This window comes from Brevundimonas sp. (assembly GCF_029946145.1).
GTDB lineage: Bacteria > Pseudomonadota > Alphaproteobacteria > Caulobacterales > Caulobacteraceae > Brevundimonas.
The window spans coordinates 55,284-76,477 of the sequence record NZ_JAQSDY010000013.1 but is presented as its reverse complement, the minus strand read 5'-3'; the positions used below and the strand labels follow the sequence as shown (position 1 = coordinate 76,477).

Annotated in this window: 20 protein-coding genes; 9 read left to right on the top strand and 11 right to left on the bottom strand. The window is 68.9% G+C overall.

Annotated features, from left to right (window positions below; translation table 11 throughout):
* Positions 1-15 precede the first annotated feature (15 nt).
* From PSV23_RS05935 to PSV23_RS05905, 7 genes are all read right to left on the bottom strand, one after another.
* Positions 16-426, bottom strand: a complete 411-nt coding sequence (locus PSV23_RS05935) for a host attachment family protein (protein ID WP_300466867.1) — start codon at positions 424-426, stop codon at positions 16-18.
* Positions 427-597: 171 nt separating this feature from the next.
* The gene (gene rsmA / locus PSV23_RS05930) at positions 598-1,503 is read right to left on the bottom strand and encodes a 16S rRNA (adenine(1518)-N(6)/adenine(1519)-N(6))-dimethyltransferase RsmA (protein WP_300466865.1); all 906 of its coding nucleotides are present in this window, start codon (positions 1,501-1,503) and stop codon (positions 598-600) included.
* A gap of 125 nt (positions 1,504-1,628) precedes the next feature.
* A complete protein-coding gene (gene pdxA, locus PSV23_RS05925) occupies positions 1,629-2,627 on the bottom strand; it encodes a 4-hydroxythreonine-4-phosphate dehydrogenase PdxA (RefSeq protein WP_300466863.1) in 999 nt (332 codons plus the stop codon).
* Positions 2,627-3,964 (bottom strand): peptidylprolyl isomerase, encoded by a 1,338-nt coding sequence (locus tag PSV23_RS05920; protein WP_300466861.1) that lies wholly within the window; start codon positions 3,962-3,964, stop codon positions 2,627-2,629. The genes pdxA and PSV23_RS05920 overlap by 1 nt, the downstream gene beginning before the upstream one ends.
* Positions 3,965-4,061: 97 nt before the next feature.
* Positions 4,062-6,479, bottom strand: a complete 2,418-nt coding sequence (locus PSV23_RS05915) for an LPS-assembly protein LptD (RefSeq protein WP_300466859.1) — start codon at positions 6,477-6,479, stop codon at positions 4,062-4,064.
* Between the two features lie 42 nt (positions 6,480-6,521).
* Positions 6,522-7,649 carry an LPS export ABC transporter permease LptG gene (lptG, locus tag PSV23_RS05910; RefSeq protein WP_300466857.1) on the bottom strand — a complete coding sequence of 376 codons (1,128 nt, stop codon included), beginning with the start codon at positions 7,647-7,649 and terminating at the stop codon, positions 6,522-6,524.
* Positions 7,646-8,779 (bottom strand): LptF/LptG family permease, encoded by a 1,134-nt coding sequence (locus PSV23_RS05905; RefSeq protein ID WP_300466855.1) that lies wholly within the window; start codon positions 8,777-8,779, stop codon positions 7,646-7,648. The genes lptG and PSV23_RS05905 overlap by 4 nt, the downstream gene beginning before the upstream one ends.
* Before the next feature lie 135 nt (positions 8,780-8,914).
* Here PSV23_RS05905 and PSV23_RS05900 point away from each other — a divergent pair, with 135 nt between their 5' ends.
* From PSV23_RS05900 to PSV23_RS05875, 6 genes are all read left to right on the top strand, one after another.
* Positions 8,915-10,390 (top strand): leucyl aminopeptidase, encoded by a 1,476-nt coding sequence (locus PSV23_RS05900; protein WP_300466853.1) that lies wholly within the window; start codon positions 8,915-8,917, stop codon positions 10,388-10,390.
* Between the two features lie 23 nt (positions 10,391-10,413).
* On the top strand, positions 10,414-10,875 hold the full coding sequence (locus PSV23_RS05895) for a DNA polymerase III subunit chi (protein ID WP_300466850.1): 462 nt from the start codon (positions 10,414-10,416) through the stop codon (positions 10,873-10,875).
* A gap of 77 nt (positions 10,876-10,952) precedes the next feature.
* Positions 10,953-11,186, top strand: coding sequence for a hypothetical protein (locus tag PSV23_RS05890; RefSeq protein ID WP_366524221.1), 234 nt, complete (start codon positions 10,953-10,955; stop codon positions 11,184-11,186).
* A 20-nt stretch (positions 11,187-11,206) separates the two neighbouring features.
* On the top strand, positions 11,207-11,536 hold the full coding sequence (locus tag PSV23_RS05885; RefSeq protein WP_300466848.1) for a hemolysin: 330 nt from the start codon (positions 11,207-11,209) through the stop codon (positions 11,534-11,536).
* Positions 11,533-11,802 carry a hypothetical protein gene (locus PSV23_RS05880; RefSeq protein ID WP_300466846.1) on the top strand — a complete coding sequence of 90 codons (270 nt, stop codon included), beginning with the start codon at positions 11,533-11,535 and terminating at the stop codon, positions 11,800-11,802. Before PSV23_RS05885 ends, PSV23_RS05880 begins: the two co-directional genes overlap by 4 nt.
* 64 nt (positions 11,803-11,866) lie before the next feature.
* A complete protein-coding gene (locus PSV23_RS05875) occupies positions 11,867-13,564 on the top strand; it encodes a hypothetical protein (protein ID WP_300466844.1) in 1,698 nt (565 codons plus the stop codon).
* Here PSV23_RS05875 and panC read toward each other — a convergent pair.
* The gene (gene panC, locus PSV23_RS05870; protein WP_300466842.1) at positions 13,561-14,442 is read right to left on the bottom strand and encodes a pantoate--beta-alanine ligase; all 882 of its coding nucleotides are present in this window, start codon (positions 14,440-14,442) and stop codon (positions 13,561-13,563) included. The two genes, PSV23_RS05875 and panC, sit on opposite strands and share 4 nt — an antisense overlap.
* A 75-nt stretch (positions 14,443-14,517) precedes the next feature.
* On the opposite strand from panC, the gene PSV23_RS05865 reads away from it, so the two are divergent.
* From PSV23_RS05865 to PSV23_RS05855, 3 genes are all read left to right on the top strand, one after another.
* Complete coding sequence (locus PSV23_RS05865; RefSeq protein ID WP_300466840.1) at positions 14,518-15,180, top strand: SPOR domain-containing protein; 663 nt, start codon at positions 14,518-14,520, stop codon at positions 15,178-15,180.
* A 116-nt stretch (positions 15,181-15,296) separates the two neighbouring features.
* Complete coding sequence (locus tag PSV23_RS05860; RefSeq protein ID WP_300466838.1) at positions 15,297-16,136, top strand: division plane positioning ATPase MipZ; 840 nt, start codon at positions 15,297-15,299, stop codon at positions 16,134-16,136.
* A 4-nt stretch (positions 16,137-16,140) separates the two neighbouring features.
* Positions 16,141-16,560: a molecular chaperone DnaJ gene (locus tag PSV23_RS05855; protein ID WP_300466836.1), complete on the top strand. Its 420-nt coding sequence runs from the start codon at positions 16,141-16,143 to the stop codon at positions 16,558-16,560.
* 159 nt (positions 16,561-16,719) lie between these two features.
* Here PSV23_RS05855 and topA read toward each other — a convergent pair whose 3' ends face one another.
* From topA to plsY, 3 genes are all read right to left on the bottom strand, one after another.
* The gene (gene topA / locus PSV23_RS05850; protein WP_300466834.1) at positions 16,720-19,356 is read right to left on the bottom strand and encodes a type I DNA topoisomerase; all 2,637 of its coding nucleotides are present in this window, start codon (positions 19,354-19,356) and stop codon (positions 16,720-16,722) included.
* 90 nt (positions 19,357-19,446) lie between these two features.
* Complete coding sequence (dprA, locus tag PSV23_RS05845; protein ID WP_300466832.1) at positions 19,447-20,541, bottom strand: DNA-processing protein DprA; 1,095 nt, start codon at positions 20,539-20,541, stop codon at positions 19,447-19,449.
* Positions 20,538-21,179: a glycerol-3-phosphate 1-O-acyltransferase PlsY gene (gene plsY / locus PSV23_RS05840; protein WP_300466830.1), complete on the bottom strand. Its 642-nt coding sequence runs from the start codon at positions 21,177-21,179 to the stop codon at positions 20,538-20,540. The genes dprA and plsY overlap by 4 nt, the downstream gene beginning before the upstream one ends.
* Between the last annotated feature and the right edge of the window lie 15 nt (positions 21,180-21,194).

Below are 21,194 nucleotides of genomic sequence, written 5' to 3'. Positions count from 1 at the left end.
GAGGGCAGGAAAACTCTACGCCTTCTCGATCGCCTTCTCGATCGCCGTCGCGATCTGCTCCGCCGAATGCCCCGTCAGATCCTTCGAAATCTCGCCGACGACCCGCGATGCGGTCTCCTTGTGCCAGCCCTTGCGCAGCTGACCCATGGTCTTGGGCGCGGCGATGACCAGCAGGTGCTCAACCTTGTGGTTGAGCACCATCCTGTTCAGCACATCGGCCACGCCCATGGCGAAGCCGTCCTCGGCCTGGGTGTCATTGTCGGGATTGGCGTCGCTGGAAATCCGGCCCGCGGCGCCCGAGGCGCGATCGGCGATCGCCGGCGTCGGCTTCGGAGACAGGACGACGCCCTGATGCCCCGTGTTCTCGTACAGCGCCAGCTTCTCGCCATCGACGACGGCCACGAGGGCGCCTGGGGAAAGTAACATCTGGAGTCTCCGATCATGGGGGGGCCGGCTGAACGTCTCGCGGGCGAGGCGGTTGCCGACGACGCCGGGACCATACTCAGGGTCCCCGCCGGCGCCTTGATTGAAATCAATCCAGCGAAGGCCGCGCCGCACCGCCGGCCCACCTCAGCGGACGCAGGGTCCGGAAGGCGCCTATGGCCGCTTGCGCCGCATCATCGTCACCCCGCCATCGTCCGGCGCCGCCGGCTGCGGCTGACCCGCCACGGCCCGCGCCAGACGCAGGAAGCCGGCCAGGTCGATGACCTCGGCCCGATCCTCGGGACTCAGGCCCGCCGCTTCGCACAGCGCCGCCCCGCCCAGTGTTTTCAGACTGGAGCGCAGCATCTTGCGCCTCTGGCCGAAGGCGGCGGCCGTTACCCGCTCCAGCGCCTTCAGCAACTCCCGGTCCGGCCGGTCGGCGCGCGGGACCAGATGCACCACGGCCGAGGCCACCTTGGGCGGCGGGGTGAAGGCGGCCGCCGGCAGATGCATCACCAGCTTGGCCTCGCACACCGCCTGGCTGATCACCGCCAGCCGGCCATAGGCGTCGTCGCCGGGCGCGGCCGTGATCCGCTCGGCCACCTCCTTCTGGAACATCAGGGTCATGGCGTGCGGGCTCCACGGCCCGGTCAGCCATTTGATCAGCAGCGGCGTGCCGACGTTGTAAGGCAGGTTGGACACCACGTGCGCCGGCCCCTCGACCAGATCGGCCTCGCGCACCCCCAGGGCGTCGGCCTCGACCACGGTCAGCCGTCCGGAGCCCCCGAATTCCGGCGTGTCCAGTTCCGCCAGCAGAGGCAGAAAGCGCGGATCCTTCTCGATCAGCACCACCCGGCCCGCATCGCTTTCCAGCAGCGCGCGCGTCAGGCCGCCGGGGCCGGGCCCGACCTCGATCACGGCCCGCCCCTCGAATGGACCCGCCAGCCGCACGATCTTGCGCGTCACATTCAGGTCCAGCAGGAAATGCTGCCCGAAGCTCTTCTTCGCCGACAGCCCGTGGGCGTCGAGGGATTCGCGGAGGGTGGGGAGGTCGGTCGGGTTCAATTTTGTTCCGTTCATCCCGGCGAAAGCCGGGACCCAGTTCTTTCGAGGCGCACCATGGCCGGGATTGGGGGCGGGTCCAACCACCTGGCGCCGAAACGCCCAAAACACCGGGTCCCGGCTTTCGCCGGGATGAACGGAGGTCAGGAGGCCCGCGCCGCCGCCATCTGTCCCGCCAGCCGCACCGCCGCGATCAGGCTGTCGGCCCGGGCCACGCCCTTGCCGGCGATGTCGAAGCCGGTGCCGTGGTCGGGCGAGGTGCGGATGACCGGCAGGCCCAGGGTCGTGTTGACCCCGCCCCAGAAGTCCAGCGTCTTGACCGGGATCAGCGCTTGGTCGTGGTACAGGCACAGGACAGCATCGTAGGCTGCGCGCGCGTCGTCGTGGAACAGGGTGTCGGCGGGCAGGGGGTTGGTGATCGTGATCCCCTCGGCGCGCAGGATTTCGACCGCCGGGGCCAGGACCTGGATTTCCTCCAGGCCGATGGCGCCGCCCTCGCCTGCGTGCGGGTTCAGCGCCGCCAGCGCCAGCCGGGGCGCGGCGATGCCGAAGTCGCGCTTCATCGCCTCATGAACCACCCGCGCCGTGCGGCAGACGCGCTCGATCGTGACCAGTTCGGGGACCTCGGCCAGCGGCGCGTGGATGGTGACCAGGCAGGCGCGCAGATCCTTCGCCGTCAGCATCATCACCGGCCCGCGCGTGCCGGCGAAGGGGGTGTCGGCGGTCAATTCGGCGATGAACTCCGTGTGACCGGGGAAGCGGAAACCGGCGGCGTACAGCGGGGCCTTGGCGATCGGGGCCGTGACCACGCCCGAGGCCTCGCCGGACATGGCCAGGTTCACGGCCTGCTCGATCCAGTCGGCGACGACGCCGGCGTTGGCGGCGTCGGGCTGTCCGGGCGCCACGGCGGCGGGCAGGGGGATATCCAGAACGGGGATGGCGCGCCCGAACACGGCTGCGGCCTCGGATACCGAAAGGACGGTCTGCACCGGCTGGCCCTGAGCGCGCATCAGGGCGGCGTCGCCGACGACGACGAAGACCGGACCTTCGGCCTTCAGCGCCGCCCAGGCGCTGGCGATGATCTCGGGCCCCACGCCCGCCGGTTCGCCCATCGACAGGGCCAGCGGCGCGGGCCCCGTCATCACTTCATCTCGATGAGGGCGTCCTCGCGCAGGTCGCGCATATAGCGCTTGCCCAGGGTGGCGAGGTTCTGGCGGAACAGCTGGGCTTCGACTTCGCGGGCGTCGGGCGCCTCGGTCCCGCCCGCACGGCGTCCGCAGACGCCCAGCAGATGGACGCCCAGCGGCGTGCGGACCGGGGTGCTGACCGAACCGACCTCGGCCGAGCGGGCGACCTGCTGGAACTGCGGCGCCAGGTTCTGCACGTCGGCCTCGCCCAGATCGGAGCCCAACAGGCCCTGTTCGGACGTCGCGCGCTGCAGCATGGTCTCGCAGGTCAGCTGGGGACGCAGGGCCTCCAGCCGGGCCGTGGCGGCGGCCACGTCCGCATCGCTGGCGGTTTCCGGAAGTTCGATCATGACCTGCTTGATCTGGACCAGGCTGGCCGAGGCGCCGTCGCGCTTGTCGCGCATATAAACAATGTAGACGCCGCCATCGACCGGGATGGGCCGCGACAACTGGCCGACTTCGAGCTGTTCCAGCGCCTGTTGCAGGGCCGGCTGCATGGCGCCTTCCACGACCCAGCCGGCGTCGCCGCCGCGGGTGGCCGAGGGGGCGGCCGAGAACTGCTGGGCGACGGCCTGGAAGGGCGCGCCCTGGACCATCTGCTGCACCAGCTGTGTGGCGCCGTTCAGCGCGGCCTGCTGGCCGCCCACACGGCTGGCCTCGATGTAGATTTCGCCGATCAGATACTGTTTCTTGGACGCCGCCTCGGAGGCCTGGCGCAGGGCGGCGTCGACCGCCGACCTGCTGACCCGCGCGCGGCTCTGGAAGCGTCCGCCGACCAGCTGTGACCAGCCCATCTGGGTCCGCAGCTGCTCACGAAGGGTCGAGGGGCGGATTCCGCCCTGGGCCAGAAACTCGAGATACGTCGCCGGGGCGGCGCCCACTTCCTGAGCCATGGCGGCCAGTTCCTGGTCGACTTCCGCGTCGGTGATCACCAGGTCCTCGTATTTGGTCAGTTCCTGGGCCTGCAGCCGCTCATCGACCAGCAGGTTCAGCGCCTGCTGCTGGATGGCAGGGATATTCTCCGGCGTCGGCTGGACCTGGGTCATGGCGATCAGCAGCAGCATGCGCTGACGCAGGTCGAAGCCCGTGATGACGCTGTCATTGACCGTCGCCAGGATGCCGTCGGACATCTGGAACGCCGGCGCCGCCGGAGCCGCCGGCGGGGCTGCCTCGGCAGCAGGATTCAGGGTGCCAGCGGCGGCCGGAGCCTGTACCGGCGCGGTCTGCGCCACGGCTGAACCAGCCAGGAGGGCGGCCATCGCCACGCCCGTCATATAACGCGTCAAACCCATGTCAGTCGTATTCCTCAAGCGGCGTTGGCCCGGATCCGATCCGGATAGTCTTTCCGCGCGCCCCCGGGCCACGCGGCGTCCAGCACCTGTCGCTGCGTCAATACCCTGTACCGCCGAAAGTGGCGAGGTTTAGGCGCACATAGAGGCCCTCGGACGGCCCCGTCGGGCGGACGCGGGTGTTGTCGCGCCGCCAGCCCAGCTCGAACCGGAAACAATCGTCATCGAACAACAGTCCGATCTCCGAGCGGGTGATCAGGTCGCGCTCCAGGTCGGCGATGCCGGCGACGGTCACGCCCCAGTTGCCATAGACGAACTGCTGACCCGAAAGCTGGAGGAATTCATAGTTGCGGTTCAACGGGCCCGCGAGCGGGTTTGACCGGTCGATGATGTAGCTGACCGTCGCCAGATTCCGCCGGCCCCACCGACCATCGACGGCGGTTTCGGCGCGGCGAATCTCGCCCGAGGAGTCGATCGTCGCATGGCCCCAGCCGCGAATCCGGTCTGACGGCGAGAAACTGCCCTGCACGACCCAGTCGGACGTATCGGAGGCCAGACCCGACGGATCGTACAACTGCGCCGGCGCGTCGGGCACGGGAACCTGGAAACCGGGTTCGTCGTCGTCGCGCAGGCTGCGGCCGATGAACAGACTGGCTTGCCGGCCCTGGTCCCAGCGCAGGGTGGCCCGCATGCCCGCCGTGAATCGCAGACCGCCTTCCAGCAGGTCGTACCCGGGGAATCGGTCGGTCCGGAACAGCGAGCTCTCGTCCAGCTCCAGCGTCTGGCTGTCCTCGTTCGGGATGCGGGGGTCCAGATCGGGATCGGTCGACACGGACATCTGGGCCATCGGCTCCAGGATCAGGTCGGCGCTGTCGCTCATGCGACGGATCAGGGGATAGCTGACGTCGAGACCGGCGGTGGCGCGTCCGCGGGTGATGGTTTCGTCATCCAGCCCCAGACCCGGAGGCAGGTCGCCGACCGAATAGGCGTCGGCGCGCACGTCGATGAACGGCTCCCAACGCACGCCGGCGCGGGAGGTCAGGGCCCGGCGCCATTCCGCCTGGCCGGAAACACGGCGACTGTCCACGCCCGGCAGGGCTGACAGTGAGCCAGTCGGTACGATTTCCGGCCGGAGAACCGGGCTGCCGACATAGGCGTCGCGGTACAGCGCCACCGCCGTGCCGCGCAGCCGCAGGCGTCCGCCCAGGACCGGACCGTTCGGCTCCCACCGCGCCTCGATGAGGGGGGCGACGAACGGCAGGCTGTCATCGCTCTCGAAGATGTTCAGACCCGGGGCGTCGACGTTCGGGACCGCGACACGAAGGCTCTGCATGTCGAAGGCGGCGATCGAGAAGTATGACCGGTCGGTCTGCCGCTCCGCATAGGCCTGGCTGATCAGGCGGCGGCGGTCGCCATAGTACAGGCCGTTTTCCTGATACGGATCGCGGATGTCGTAGCGGTCGAACAGCGTCTTGTCGGATACGCGTTCAGCGGTAAAACCCCCGCGCCATGGGCCGTCCGGATCGAACCGGCCATACGCCAGCAAATAGCTGCGATGCTCGGCGGCGATCGGGATGTCAGGGAGGTTGTCGGGGTCGGGCCCGTCGAAATCCCCGAAATTCTCTTCATGGGTATAGCCTGCGCGGGCCACGACGGAGCCGTTCGCGAATCGCCGCCGCCATTGCAGGTTCAGCAGGGGGGCGACGTCGGTGTTGAGTTGGGGGCTGATCAGCCAGTCTTCCGATGGCGAAACCACGTGCAGATAAGGAACCTCCAGGCTCAGGCCCCGGCCTTCGTCATAGCTGGGGATCGGCACCAGGAAGCCTGAGGCGCGCTCCACCGTGGGATCCGGGTGGGCGAAAAAGGGCAGGTAGAAGACCGGCACGCCGCCGACGCGGAACAAGGCGTTGCGGTACAGGACCGCGCGCAATTCCTCGTTCTGGACCACCTTCTCCGCCTGGATGGAGATGCTGGGTTCCTTGGGGTTTCCTTCCGCGTCGCAGATCGGGCACGGCGTGAAGATCGCGTAGTTCAGTTCGTTGACCTGCTCGCTGCGGCGCACGGCCGTGGCGGCCATCAGGCTGGCGCCGTTGGCGAAGCGCGTGGCGAAATCGACGGCGACGCCGGCCTTGAGATCGGAATCGAGTTCCAGATGGCTGGCGAAGACGACCGTCCCGCCCGGGTCGGTGAACTCCACCCGGCGGTTGGCGGTGGCAACTCCGGACTCCAGATCATAGCTGACTTCGCCGGCCCTCAGTGTCGCGCCCCGGAAGCGCGCCAGCACGCGGCTTTCGCCCACGCCGCTCGCGATGATGAGGTCGCCTTCACGGGATGCCGCGTCGGCTTCGATGTAGACTGCGTTGGGCGTCAGCCCGTCCGGACCCGCAGGAGCGGACGCCGTGGGAACCGTCTGGGCGCTGGCGCCGTGGCCCGAAGCGGCCAGGGCGACGGCGGCCGCGCCGGCCAGGAGCCGGAGTCGCAAGGCTGCCGTATCGGGCGCGCGGCGGTCACGCTGCATGCAAAAATCACTCTGGTGGCGGAGGGGACGGCGAGGGTTCGCTTAGCCGTCTTCGGTATAGAACAGCAAGGTGAAGGCGGCGAGCGCCGTAAGCAAAGGCGGCAGCCAGGCGGCCAGCCAGGGCGGGATCACCTCGGCCGAACCGAACGCCGACGCCGCCTGGTTGATGAAGAAGAAGCCGAATCCCAGAACCACCGCCGCGACGCTCATCCTGGCGAGATCGCCCAGCCGCATGAGTCGAAGCGAAAAGGCCGCGGCAAGGATCGACATGGCCGCGAACATCAGCGGCGTGGCCAACAGCTGCTGCAGCCGCAGTCGGTAGGCGGTGGACGAGAAACCCGCGTCCTCGACGCGCGCGATCTGGGCGGGAAGCGACCAGAACGAGGTGGACTGGGGCCGGGCGAACCGCTCGAACGCCTCATCGTCCGCCAGGCTCGAAGGAAGATCGAGCGTGGCGTACCGCACAGCGCGCTGGCCGATCTGGGCCCCCACGGCGTCGACCAGACGCCAGCGACCGGCGGCCAGGGTCGCGGAGGCGGCGTCGATCCGCTCCGAGAAGGTGCGCATTCCGGCGGCGTCATTGGTGTAGATGAAGAAGCTCACGCCCAGCAGGCGGGCGTTCGCGCGGTCCTGTCGCTCCCCGCGAATGACCATCTGCCGTGTGTCGTCGCCCTCGCGGATCCAGATCGCCTGTTCGGCCGCCCCCGCTGCCGCAGATCCGGACAGCCGCGACCGCTCGCGCTGGAACAGCCCGTCCGCCGACGCCGCCAGTGGACCCAGGACGCCGACCGTCAGCACCCCGAACATCAGGGCCGCGCCCGCCGCCGGTAGAACAAACCGCCACGCCGAGACTCCGGCCGCCCGCATCGCGATCAGCTCGCTGCGCCGGTTCAGGCCCACGAACGCCGCCAGGGTCCCGAACAGGAAGACGAACGGCAGCAGCTGGATGATCACCTGCGGCGACTTCAGCAGCATCAGGCCCAAAATCCGGGCGCCCGACAGATCGACGTCGGATCCGACCCCGCGGGAAATCTCCACGAAGTCGATCAGCATGATCAGGGCGCCGATGACGCCCAGCGCGATAGCCAGCGACCGGGCCTGCTGCACAAGGACATAACGTTCGATGCGGCCCAGGCGCAGCCACGGAACGGGCAGGGCGATCCGGCTCACGCGAACCTCGCCTTCAGCTGGTCGAGCATGGGCCACGCGCGGCTGCGTCGCGGCTTCAGGGCGCGGAACAGCAGCCTCAGGGCGATGACGGTGGCGATGATGGGCAGCAGATACTGGAATACGTTCAGCCAGCCGTTCCAGACGCTGGCGGACACCAGGCCGTAGCCGGCCACGCGCGCGATCAGGAAGGCGCCGGCCGCCTTGGCGATTCGCAGGCTGTAACCCGTGCGGCTGAACTGGCCGCCCATGATCGCGGTCAGGGCCATCGCCATGGCCATCAGGGCGTACAGCGGCGCCGAAAGGCGCGAATGGCCCTCGGCCATCAGCTCGCCGGCGGACCCAACGCTTTTGAGATCCTGGGGCGACGGATCGAACAACTGGGGCAGATAGAGGTCCGACGGCTTGTAGCGAATCTGGTCGGTGATGTCGGAATAGGGAGAGAGATCAACGACCGTGCGCCCGAACGACAGGTATTCCAGCACGCCGCGCGACGAATAGCTCTGCCGCGATCCGTTCACCAGCGTCAGGACCGGCAAGCCGTCCACCCGGCCGAAACGCGCCTCGGCCGCGTCCCAGGTGGTGACCTTGTCGCCCTCGTCGACATAGACGAACAGGTTCTTGAGCAGGCCGTTCTGTTCGATCTGCTGGACATAGACGGTCAGGCCGTTGGGTCCCTGGACGAAGCGGCCTTCCTCGATCAGCACGGCGGCCAGGTCGGTGCGGATGGCGAAGGCCTCGGCGCGGGCCTGACGCTGGCCCCAGGGCATGAGCACCGTCGTGATCAGCAGAGTCGCGAGCGCCGCGATGGCCGCCAGCCGGATCGCCGGCCGGATCGCCTGCCAGCGCGTCACGCCGGAGGCGAAGATGGCGGTCAGTTCCTGCTCGCGCTGCAGCCGGGTCAGGGCGATCAGGGCCCCGACGAACATCCCGATCGGCACAATAACAGCGAGAAGTTGCGGCACCGCCAGCAGGGTCAGCTTGATCATCACCCAGACGCTCTGGCCCCGTTCGACGATGACCTCGAGCTGATCCAGACTCTGGCTGAGAATGCCGATTCCGGTCAGTGCGGCGCACGCGCCGACGACGGGACGCGCGATCTGCCGGAAAAGATAGCCTTGGATCAGGGACATGTTCGGGAGAAATCGCCCGTTGCAGGCGGCGGCGAGGGAGAGCATCTAATACACACCCGACCGCGCCGGCGAAACCGCGCGCGCTCATCCCCATCGACACCAGACCGGACGCGTAATGTCCGGCGGGAGCAGTAAATGAAGATCGAATTCGTCGCGTCCGCGAGCCCCTCCGAGATTCTCGCCGTCCTCGTCAACGAGGGTCGGGCCTTCGTCGGGACGGGCAGCCAGCTCGATGTCGCGACGTCCGGGGCTCTCACCCGCGCCATGACCGCCAGCCGCTTCACCGGCGGATCGAACAGCACCCTTGTCGTCGCCGCACCCGCGGGCGTGGATGCTGGCGTCATTGTGCTGACCGGCGCTGGCGATCCGGCCAAATTTGACGATCTGGCGCTGGAAGCCGCCGCCGGCGCCGCCTATCATGCGGTCAAGATGTCCGGCGCGGCGGTCCTGACCATCGACGTCTCACACCTGTCGGCGGCCCGGGCCGCGCGCGCGGCCTTCGCCGCCCGTCTGGCCGGCTACCGCTTCCTCAAATACCGCACCACGCTCAAGCCCGAGAAGACGCCGTCGGTCGAGACGATCCGCATCGTCGCCGCCGATCCCAAGGCCGCGCAAGCTGCCTACGCCGATCTCGCCGCCGTGGCCGAAGCCGTGGAATTCTCGCGCGATCTCGTCAGCGAACCCGCCAACATCCTGTACCCGGAAGAGTTCGCCAAACGCGTCAAAGGCCTCGAAAAGCTGGGCCTCGAGGTCGAGGTTCTCGGTGAGAAAGAGCTGGAAAAGCTCGGCTTCCGCACCCTGCTGGCCGTCGGCATGGGCAGCGTGCGCGAGAGCAAGGTCGCCATCATGAAATGGAACGGCGGCAGGAAGGGCGATCTGCCCATCGCCTTCGTCGGCAAGGGCGTCTGCTTCGACACCGGCGGCATCTCGATCAAGCCGGCCGACGGCATGGAAGACATGAAGTGGGACATGGGCGGCGCCGCCGCGGTCAGCGGCCTCATGCACGCGCTGGCCGGCCGAAAGGCGAAGGTCAATGCGATCGGCGTCATCGGCCTCGTGGAGAACATGCCCGACGGCGCGGCCCAGCGTCCGGGCGATGTGGTCATGTCCCTGTCCGGCCAGTCGGTCGAGGTGCTGAACACCGACGCCGAGGGCCGCCTCGTCCTGGCCGACTGCCTCTGGTACACCCAGGAGCGTTTCAAGCCGAAATTCATGCTCGATCTGGCCACCCTGACGGGCGCCATGATCGTGGCCCTGGGTCTGGAATACGCCGGCGTCTTCTCGAACTCGGACGAACTGGCCAACAACTTCCTGGCCGCTGGTCCCAAGGTCGGCGAGAACGCCTGGCGGATGCCGATCCCGGCGGCCTATGAGCGCCACATCGACACGCCCATCGCCGACGTCAAGAACACCGGCAACGGCCGCGCCGGCGGCTCGATCACAGCCGCCCTGTTCCTGCAGCGGTTCACCAACGGCACGCCGTGGGCGCACATCGACATCGCGCCGACCGCCTGGATCAAGGACAGCAAGAATCCGACCGTGCCGGACGGCGCCGTGGGCTGGGGCGTGCGCACCCTCGACCGGATGGTGGCCGACTCCTACGAGTCCTGATCCGCTGCGAGAGGTAGAACCGGGTGTCTGACGCCGAGCCGGAAATCTGGTTCTACCATCTCGAGCGCTCGACGCTGGACCAGGTCCTGCCCGGCCTGCTGGAGAAGACGCGCGAGCGGGGCTGGAGGGCCCTTGTCCGGGCGTCGGATCCGGGCCTGCTCGACGACATCGACGAGAGGCTGTGGACGTACCGCGACGACAGTTTCCTGGCCCACGGCCGGGCGACGGAGGCCGAGGCGGCGCGTCAGCCCATCCTGCTGACGGAATCAGCCGAGAACCCGAACGCGGCTCAGGCGCTGTTCATCGTGGACAGTGCTGAACTGGGCGACACGAAAGGCTTCGACCGATGCTTCATCATCTTCGACGGACGGAACGACGAGGCGCTTTCAGGCGCGCGGGTCCGGTGGAAGGCGCTGAAGGATCAGGGTGCGAACCTGGCCTACTGGAAACAGTCGCCCGAAGGACGCTGGGAAAAGGCGGCCTGATCGCTCTCCTGGCCCTGACCGCTTGTTCGACGCCCGCGTCTGACGGCGCCGCTCCACGAACGGTGGAGGAGGCGCAGATGAACCAGCCGATCGGCTCCCAACCCACCTATCCGACGGTCGACATGTGCCGCGCGGGCGAGTTGCAGTGGCTGGTCGGGAAACCGAAGACCGAAATCCCCGTTCCCGTGGATGTCGTGAACCGCCGGGTCGCCTGCACCACCTGCCCGGTGACGGAAGACTATGCGCCTGGACGCCTGAACATCTTCTTCAATGAGCAGACGCAGATCGTCGAACAGGTCCGCTGCGGCTGACACCCCAAGGAGCCACGCCCATGAAGACCCTGATCCTCGCTCTTGCAGCGACAGGCCTGCTGGCAGCCTGCGCGCCCGCCCCGGTCGACAACGGCGCCTCGACGCCGACTCCCGGGAATAATGCCGGCTCCTCCCCGGTTCCCCCGCCCGACGGCCTGACCCGGTGCCGGGCGGACGAGTACCAGCGCTACGTTGGCCGCAACCGTTCCGAACTGCCGCCCAAACCCGCCAACGAGAACTGGCGCGTGACCTGCACTACCTGCCCGGTGACGATGGATTACAGCGGCTCTCGTTTGAACATCTTCTACGACGAACGCACCGGGATCATCCGGGAAGTGAAATGCGGATGAATGCCCTTCTGGCTATCGCCGGCCTTATGCTGGCGGCGTGCGCGCCGGTCGAGGCACCGGATGCAACCCCGGTTCCCCAGCGCTGCGACGCCGCCGCGTCGCAGTCGTTGATCGGCTCCCACGTCGGGGCTGTGGATTTTCAGGCCGGCGCGAACGTCCGCGTCGTCTGCACGACATGCCCGACGACAAAGGATCTGCAGCTCGACCGGCTGAACATCCGCTTCAACCAGGCGTCCGGTATCATCGAACGCGTCGACTGCGGCTGAACCGGCCTTGGCGTCCACCGGCTTTCGCGGCAGGGTGGCTGTCCGGGCAGCGGGAGACGGGTTCATGCGCAAAATCCTTATGGCGGGCGTCGCCCTTGCGGCGACGCTGATCGGACCCGCGGCCGTCGCCGATGCGACCGCGGACAGCGCAGTACGCACCCTGCTTGAACGACCCCAGGTGTGCGGACCGGCCGCCTCGGCCGACTCCGGCTCGCCGGTCGCCGACATGGTCATGGTCGACGGTTTCGGCACGGGTGGCTTCACCATCGATACGGCCAGTCCCGAAGCCCAGGCCTGGTTCAACCACGGCGTCCGCCTGCGCTGGGCTTTCGAGCACAAGGAATCCGTGCGCGCCTTCCGCAAGGCGCGGCTGCTGGACCCGACGTGCGGGATGTGCGCCTGGGGCGAGGCGTGGGCGCTGGGCCCCAACCTGAACGGCGGCGGCAATGACGACGAAAGCCTCGCCGCCGCGCGGAAAGCCGCGCGAGAGGCCCGCCGTCTGGCCCGGCGGGCGACCCCGATGCAGCGCCAGATGATCGACGCCCTGGTGCAGCGTTATTCGGGCCAGAAATCCTCCCGCGACCGCCGCTTCGCCCAGTCGATGGACCGGATTTCGCGCAACAACCCCGCGGACATCACCGTGGCCGCCATCACTGCCGACGCCTGGATGCTCAAGGCCGACAAATGGTGGGATGACGAGGGGAAGGCCGCCGATCCCGGCATCACCCGCGCCATGACCATCCTCGAACAAACCCTGGCGCGTTCGCCTGACGATCCCGGCGCCATCCACCTCTATATACATCTGACGGAATGGTCGGACGACCCGCACAAGGCCATCCCCTATGGCGAACGGCTTGCGGCCCTGGCCCCGGGCGCCAGCCATCTGGTGCACATGCCGTCGCACACCTTCTACCGGGTGGGCCGGTACCGGGACGCCATGATGTCCAACGTCAACGCCGTGGCGCTGGACCGGCGCTACGACAGTCTGGCTCGCCCGCCCGGTGGCGTGCCCGGCATGCCGCTGCACGGCCACAACATCCATTTCGGCATGGGCGGCGCCCTGATGGCCGGTGGCGGCGAGGAGGGTCTGAAGCTGGCCGACTGGTTCCTGGCCACCTTCCCCGACATCCCGGCGACCAATGTCTGGCGCCAGGCCATGGCCAACAACGCCTACGCCATTTACGGTCGCTTCGGTTCGGCCGAAAGGATCGCGGCCCTGACCGAGCCGGCTGAAAGCCATCCGATGCTGCGGGTCAGCTGGCGCTTCGCCCGCGGCGAGGCGGCGGCGAGGGCAGGGGACGCATCCGCCGTACGGGCCGAGGCCGAGGCCATCGCCGCCCTGCGCGCGGCGCCGGACTTCGCCGCCGGTCCGCAAGGCAAGCTTCGCAATGACTTCACCGAGGTCTCGCAGCGCGTGCTCGAAGGCCGCGCCGCCATGATCGAGGGCAATGCGGACGCCGCCGTCGCCGCCTTCACCCGCGCCGCCCAAATTCAGGGCCAGGATTCCGAGGGCGGCGACCCGCCGATTCTCTGGTACCCGACCCGGCGCAGCCTTGCCGCGGCCTTGCTGCTCAAGGGCGACGCGGTCGGCGCCAAGGCGAAGATCGTCGAACTGCTCGAGGACTGGCCCGGCGATCCCTACAGCTATTTCGTCCTCGCCGGGGCCGAGACCGCACTGGGCGACACGAACGCCGCCGCCGAGGCCCGGCGCAAGTCCGCAATCGAGTGGATCGGCGGGACCATGGACCTGAAACTGGCCTAGGCTCTCTGCGACGGCGCGGCGACGGCCATGTTGTCGATCAGCCGCGTCCGACCCAGCCAGGCCGCCGCCAGAATGCGGGCGGGGGCGTCCACGACGCCGTCACGGAACGGGGCAAGGTCGTCGGCGCGACGGATCGCGACATAGTCGATCCGCTGGAACCCGGCCTTCAGCAGGGCAGCGTGAGCGTCGCGCTCGATCGCCGCCAGCGGGCGGCGCGCGGTGGCCTGCGCGCCAGCCTCGGCCAGCACGCCGTTCAGCCGCCGCGCGGTCTGCAGTTCGATGTCGTTGAGGTAGGCATTGCGCGAAGACAGGGCCAGGCCATGGCCGTCGCGCTCGGTCGGCGAACCGACGATCTCGGTCGGGATGTCGAGATCGCGCGCCATGCGCCGCACGACCATCAGCTGCTGATAGTCCTTCTCTCCGAACACCGCGACCCCGGCCTGGACCTGATTCAGCAGCTTGGCCACCACCACGGCGACCCCGCCGAAGAATTGCGGCCGGAAGTCGGTCTCAAGCCCCGCGGATGGCCCGCCCACGCTCACGGCCGTGACGAAGCCTTCCGGATACATCTCCTCGACCGTGGGCGCGAACAGCAGATGACAGCCCGCGCCGGCCAGCATTTCTGCGTCCTGCGCCTCGCGCCGGGGGTAGGTCCCGAGGTCCTCGTGCGCCGCGAACTGGGTCGGATTGACGAAGACGCTGGCGACCACGCGGTCCGTTCGCCGTCCCGCTTCCCGCACCAGGCTGAGGTGTCCTTCGTGCAACGCTCCCATGGTCGGAACGAAGCCGACCGTGAACCCCAGACGTTTCCACGCGCTGACTTCTTCGCGCAGCGCTTCCACGGTGCGGGCGACGGGAAGGTGAGCGGTCTCGGTCATGATGAACGGATTAACCCTTCGCCTTAAGCGTGCTTGTGAACCGCGCGGCAAAAGCTGCCGTGCGAGGGTTGGCTTATGACGCCGAGCCTCCTGATCCGTCCAGTGCTTGTCCTGTTCGCCGCCTCGGGCCTGACCGCCTGCGGCATGGTGGAAAGTGATCCGCATCGGTTCGAGACCCTGGCGGAATCCGTCGCCGCCATCCCTCTTGACGGCGGCCCGCGCGTTCAGCCGGCGTCCACGTCTCATCGCACCGTGACCAATGCCGGCCTCCGTCCCGCCATCCGCGTCGAAGTGCTGGACCCGCACGCCCTGTGGGATGCCCGCGACGCCGAGGTGAATCGCATGGTCGCGCGCGCCGCGCCTCGGGTTGTCGCCGCCGCCGCACCCGCCGTGGCCGACGCGGTGGTGCAGCAGGTCTCGACCCGGATAGACAACGCCGCCTCCCGCGCCGGCCTGCGTCCAGCGATCCTGGTCCGTCCCGCGGTGGCACCCGCCGCCGGGCGTGCGTTGGTGCAACTGGGCGCCTATTCCAGCGAAGCCTCGGCTCGCGCCGCCTGGAGCCGCCTCAAGGGCGGAGAGGCTGCCTGGGCGCTGGACGGCCTGTCGCCCGTCTATGAGGCTGTCGAGGTCGGGGGGCGTCAGCTGACCCGGCTGAAGGTTCGCGCGCCCGCCGCCGGCGCCCGAGCCGTCTGCGCCGCCGCGGGCGTCGATGATCCCTGGTGCCGTCGCTCGGCCTAGACCGCGCATCCACAGCCGTTCCATTCGGCCGCGTTGACGCCGGACCCGCCCGCCGCGATTCTGCCCGTTCTGGCCCCGTGTCTGAGTCGGCGGCCCCACACAGGTATGAGTCCCCCATGGCTGACCCCACGGTCATCGTCGTCGGCAACGAAAAGGGCGGGGCGGGCAAGTCCACGCTCGCCATCCACATCGTCACGGCCCTGCTGCACGCCGGCAAGCGCGTGGCCATCATCGACCTGGACCTGCGCCAGCGGTCGATGGCCAAATTCTTCGCCAACCGCGCCGCCTGGATGGCCGGCAACGCCCGGTCCCTGCCGATGCCGATCGAACCCGACATGGGCGACGGCAAGGCTTTGGCCCGGGCCGGCGAGGCCGAGCAGCTGGCCCGGTTCGAGACGGCCTTCGCCGAGGCGAAGGCGTCTGCCGACGTCATCCTGATCGACACGCCTGGCGGCGACACCCTGCTGTCGCGCACCGCACATGGCCTTGCCGACCAGATTGTCACTCCGATGAACGATAGTTTCGTCGATTTCGATCTGCTGGGTTCCGTCGATCCGGTCACCCTCGATCTGCTCAAGCCCTCGATCTATTCCGAAAGCGTCTGGGAGGCCCGCAAGCAGCGCGCCATCACCCAGGGCCGCCATGCCCAGATCGACTGGATCGTCGTCACCAACCGCCTCGCCGTCGCCGCCGCCCGCAACCGCCAGCGACTTGAGGAGCGGATGGAAAAGCTGGCCCGCCGCGTCGGCTTCCGCATGGGGCCCGGCCTGCGCGACCGCGTCATCTATCGCGAACTGTTCCCGTTCGGCCTGACCGTGGCCGACCTGTCCAACGACGTGCGCCCGGTGGCGGTGTCGCTGGCCCATGTCGCCGCCCGCCAGGAGATGCGCAATCTGATGCAGTCGCTCGGCCTGGACGGCGGCGCGCTGGACGCTCCGCTCGACGCGGCGGCATGACGTCTTGAGCCTGATCTGGCTGGCTCTGGCCGCGATCGCCGTCTGGGCCCTGGTACGGCTGGGCCGTCAGAGCGAGGGACGAGGCCGCGGTCAGTGGCGCGTCGCCGCCACCCTGTTCAGCGCGGTGATGCTGGCCGGCGGGGTCCTGCTGGCCTTCCGCGGCGCCTGGCTGCCGGCCGTCGGTCTGATTGGCGCGAGCCTGTGGCTGACGGTGGCCTCGCGGCAGCGGTTGGTCCCGCCGCGCAGCGACGCGCTCAGTGACAGGGACGCGCGCGCCATCCTCGGCGTTTCGGCCGACGCCACGGTTCAGGACATCAACGCCGCCTGGAAACGCCTGATGGCCCGCGCCCATCCTGATCAGGGCGGCACCGAAGGTCTGGCGTCACGCCTGAACGCGGCGAGGGACAGACTGCTGAAGCGGTGAAGCGCAGTTCTCCCTCCCCCGAAGTGGGAGGGACGATCGCGCAGCGATCCGGGTGGGGAATTTTCGCCTCGGCGCCGATGGCGGGAGTTTCGCACTGCCCCACCCGGGCTCCGCTTCGCTTCGCCGTCCCTCCCCATGAAGGGGAGGGAGAACGAATGATCAGGCCGCCGGTTTGGCGACCTTTTTCGCGGCGGGTTTCTTAGCGGCCGCCTTCTTGGCCGGAGCCTTTTTCGCAGCCGGCTTCTTCGCCGCCGCCTTCTTCGCCGGGGCCTTCTTGCCCTTCGACGGCGCCGCCAGAGCCCGCGCCGCCAGCAGCGGCAGGGCCTCTTCCAGCGTCAGGTCTTCCGGCGCCGTGCCCTTGGGCAGGGTGGCGTTGATCTTGCCCGACTTCACATAGGGCCCGAAGCGGCCCGCCATGACGTGGATCGGTTCGCCCGTCTCCGGGTGGGCGCCCAGATCCTTCAGCGGAGCCGTGGCCCCGCCGCGGCCCGCGAACTTGCCGGCCCGCTTCTCGGCCAGCAGCACGACCGCGCGGTTCAGACCAACCTCGAACACTTCGTCGATGTCGGCGACATTGGCGTAGGTCCCGGCGTGCAGCACGAACGGGCCATAGCGCCCCAGGCCGGCCGTGATCGGCTTGCCATCCTCCGGATGCATCCCGACCTCGCGCGGCAGGGCCAACAGGCGCAGGGCCTGTTCCAGGCTCAGCGATGCGGGCGACCAGCCCTTGGGCAGGGACGAGCGTTTCGGCTTCTCCTCACCCGGCGGCGTGGTTTCCACATAGGGACCGAAGCGGCCGATCTTCAGCGACACGGGCTGGCCTGTGACCGGGTCGACGCCCAGCTCCCGGTCGCCGCCGTCCGCACCGCCGTCCGCCGCATCGGGCGTCGCCACGGGGCGGGTGAATTTGCAGTCAGGATAGCGCGAACAGCCGATGAAGGCCCCGAACCGGCTGGTCTTCAGGCTCAGCTGGCCCTGTTTGCACAGCGGGCATTCGCGCGGATCGGAGCCGTCCTCCTTCTGAGGGAAGATGTGCGGCCCAAGCGACTCGTTCAGCGCGTCCAGGATCGCCGTTGTGCGCAGTTCGCCGGCGGCCTGGGTCGCGACATGGAAGTCTGACCAGAACTCCCGCAGCAACACCTTCCAGTTCAGATTGCCTGCCGACACCTCGTCCAGCCGCGTCTCGAGCGCGGCGGTGAAGTCATATTCGACCCATTTGGAGAAGAACTGCTCCAGGAAGGCTGTGACCAGCCGTCCCTTGTCCTCGGGATAGAAGCGGTTCTTGTCGGTGCGGACATATTCGCGGTCGCGCAGCGTCGTCAGGATCGAGGCGTAGGTCGAGGGACGGCCGATGCCCAGCTCTTCCAGCTTCTTGACCAGGGTCGCTTCGGAATAGCGCGGGGGCGGCTCGGTGAAATGCTGTTCGGTGCGGATCGCCTCGACCCTGGCGACCGCGCCTTCCTTCAGCGCGGGCAGGCGGGTGGTTTCGTCCTCGTCGTCGCCGCCGTCCTTGGGCTTGTCGTCGCGGCCCTCTTCGTACACGGCCATGAAACCGTCGAAGGCCACGACCTGGCCGGTGGCGCGCAGGCCCGTCTGGCCCGTCGGCTCCTCGATCTCGACCGTGGTCCGGTCCAGGCGTGCGGACTCCATCTGGCTGGCGATGGTCCGTTTCCAGATCAGTTCGTACAGCTTCTGCAGGTCGCCCTCGAGACGCAGGGTCTCGGGCGCGCGGGCCATGTTGGTCGGCCGGATCGCTTCGTGCGCTTCCTGGGCGTTCTTGGCTTTCGTCTTGTAATAGCGGGGTTGTTCCGGAACATAGGCCGGGCCGAAGCGGTCGCCGATGACCTCGCGCGCCTGGGCGATGCCCTCGGGGCTGACCGACAGGCCGTCGGTCCGCATATAGGTGATCAGGCCGCCCTGGTCGTCGACGCCCTCATACAGTTTCTGCGCCGCCTGCATGGTGCGTTGCGCCGTGAAGCCCAGCTTGCGCGAGGCCTCCTGCTGCAGGGTCGAGGTCATGAACGGCGGGCTCGGCGCGCGCTTGACCGGCTTCTTCTCCACCGAGGCGATGGTGAAGGTCCCGGCGTTGATGGCGTCCCGCGCCGCGGTCGCCATGGTTTCCGAGGTGATGTCCAGCCGCTGCACCCGCTTGCCGGCGTGCTTGACCAGACGCGTGGTGAAGGGCGGACTGTCGGCGTTCAGGTCGGCCTCGACGGACCAGTATTCCTGCGCCTTGAACTTCTCGATCTCCATCTCGCGATCGACGACGATGCGCAGGGCGACCGACTGGACCCGACCGGCCGAACGCGCGCCGGGCAGCTTGCGCCACAGCACCGGCGACAGGGTGAAGCCCACCAGATAGTCCAGCGCGCGGCGGGCCAGATAAGCCTCGACCAGCTCCATGTCGATCTGACGCGGATTGGCCATCGCCTCCAGCACGGCGCTCTTGGTGATGGCGTTGAAGGTGACGCGTTCGACGTGCGTGTCCTTCAGCACCTTCTTCTTGGTCAGGATCTCCAGCACGTGCCAGCTGATGGCCTCGCCCTCGCGGTCGGGGTCGGTGGCCAGGATGACGCGGTCGGACCGTTTGGCGACCTCGGCGATCTCGCTCAGGCGCTTGGAGGCCTTGGCGTCGATCTCCCAGGACATGGCGAAATCGTCGTCGGGCAGCACCGACCCATCCTTCGACGGCAGGTCGCGGACGTGGCCGTAGGACGCCAGGACGGTGAAGTCCGGGCCCAGATATTTGTTGATGGTCTTGGCCTTTGCGGGGCTCTCGACGACGACGAGGTTCATGCGGGGAGGGGGCCTTGGAAGGGCGCGGAAAGGGGGCGGAACGTGGTTGGCGCGAGGCCCGCTGTCAATCGGCGCTGAAAATCGGCAGGCTCAAAGCGACGCCAGACCGCCCGGCAACAGGGTGGCCCGGCCCGCCAGACTCAGCTCCAGCAGGGCCGCGGCGACCGCGCCGATCGGAGCCTTGGCCGCCCGGGCCAGCTCATCGCGGGGTGTCGGCGTCGGGGACAGCAGGTCCGCGACCCTTTCGATCAGCGCCTGGTCGACCTCGTCCGGCGCTCCTCGAAACAGATTGTCGGGTCCCGGCTCCCGCAGGGTGCGCAGGGTCGAGAAGGCGCGTTCCACATCCTCAAGCCCCTCGCACAGGATCGCGCCCTGCCGCAGCAGCTCGTTGGGCCCGCGCGAGCGGGGGTCCAGGGGCGAGCCCGGCACGGCGAAGACATCGCGCCCCTGTTCCGCCGCCAGCCGCGCGGTGATCAGCGAACCGGACCGCAGCTCGGCCTCGACCACGATCACCCCGCGCGACAGGCCCGAGATGATGCGGTTGCGGCGCGGAAAGTCCTTCGCCTGGGCCCGCGCTCCGACCGGGCTTTCGGACACGATGCAGCCCTGTTCGACAATCTGGCGGTACAGGTCGGCGTTGTCCGGCGGATAGACGTCGTCCACTCCGCCGCCCAGCACGGCCACGGTGCCGGTCGGCAGGCCCCCCGCGTGCGCGGCCCCGTCGATGCCGCGGGCCAGACCGGAAACCACGACATGGCCGGCCTCGCCCAGCTGCTGCGCCAGCCCCCGCGCGATCCGCTGGCCGCCCGCCGAGGCGATGCGCGCGCCGACCACCGCGATGCAGGGCCGGCTCATCAAGCTGACGTCGCCGAGGGTCCACAACACGGGCGGCGACGGGTCCGTCGCCGCGAGCGGTTCGGGATAGGCGGCGTCCCCCAGCACGATCAGCTGGGCGCCGATCCGGTCGCCCGCCGCGTATTCCGCTTCAATCTGATCGACAGGCGGCGGGCCGTCGCCCCGACCCCCGGCGCGCCGCACAAGCTCAGGCAGGGCCTCCAGCGCGCGCTCCGCCGTTTCGTACCGGTCCAGAAGCTGGCGGAAGGTGACCGGGCCGACCCGATCGGTGCGCGCCAGCCTCAGCCGCGCGAATCGCTCCGCCTCCGACAGGGGCGGCGGGGGGCTCACCCCTTTTTGGCGCCGATGCGGGGTTCAGCCCCCTTCAGCAGCCGGGCGATGTTCTCATGGTGGCGGATCCAGATCAGGACGGCGGTGAACAGCGCCAGGGCCGCGACCGGCGCCGGGGCCGGCAGGCCCAGGGCGGCCAGCGGCAGCACTGCGTAGATCGGCGCGGCGGCCGCGGCGAGCAGGGCCGCCAGCGACGACATCCGGAACAGGGCCGCCACCAGCAGCCACGTCGCCCCCGCCAGCAGACCCAGCGGCCAGGCCGCGGCCAGCAGCAGGCCGAAGAAGGTCGCCACCCCCTTGCCGCCCCTGAACCCCAGCCAGACGGGGAAAAGATGGCCGAGGAAGGCCGCGCCGCCGGCGATGGCCGCCAGCGCCGGCACGCCGGGGAACAGGGCCTGGGCGACCAGATAGGCGGCGGCTCCCTTGCCGGCGTCCAGAATCAGGGTGGCGAAGGCCAGATCCTTGCGGCCGGTCCTCAGCACATTGGTCGCGCCGATATTGCCCGAGCCGATGCTGCGCACATCCTCGCCCGTCATCAGGCGCGTCAGGATCACCCCGAACGGAACGGAGCCCAGCAGATAGCCGCCGACCGCGACGAGGGCGAGCGTCCCCAGAGCGGGTCCGACAAGATCCTGCAAGTGATTCGCTCCCTC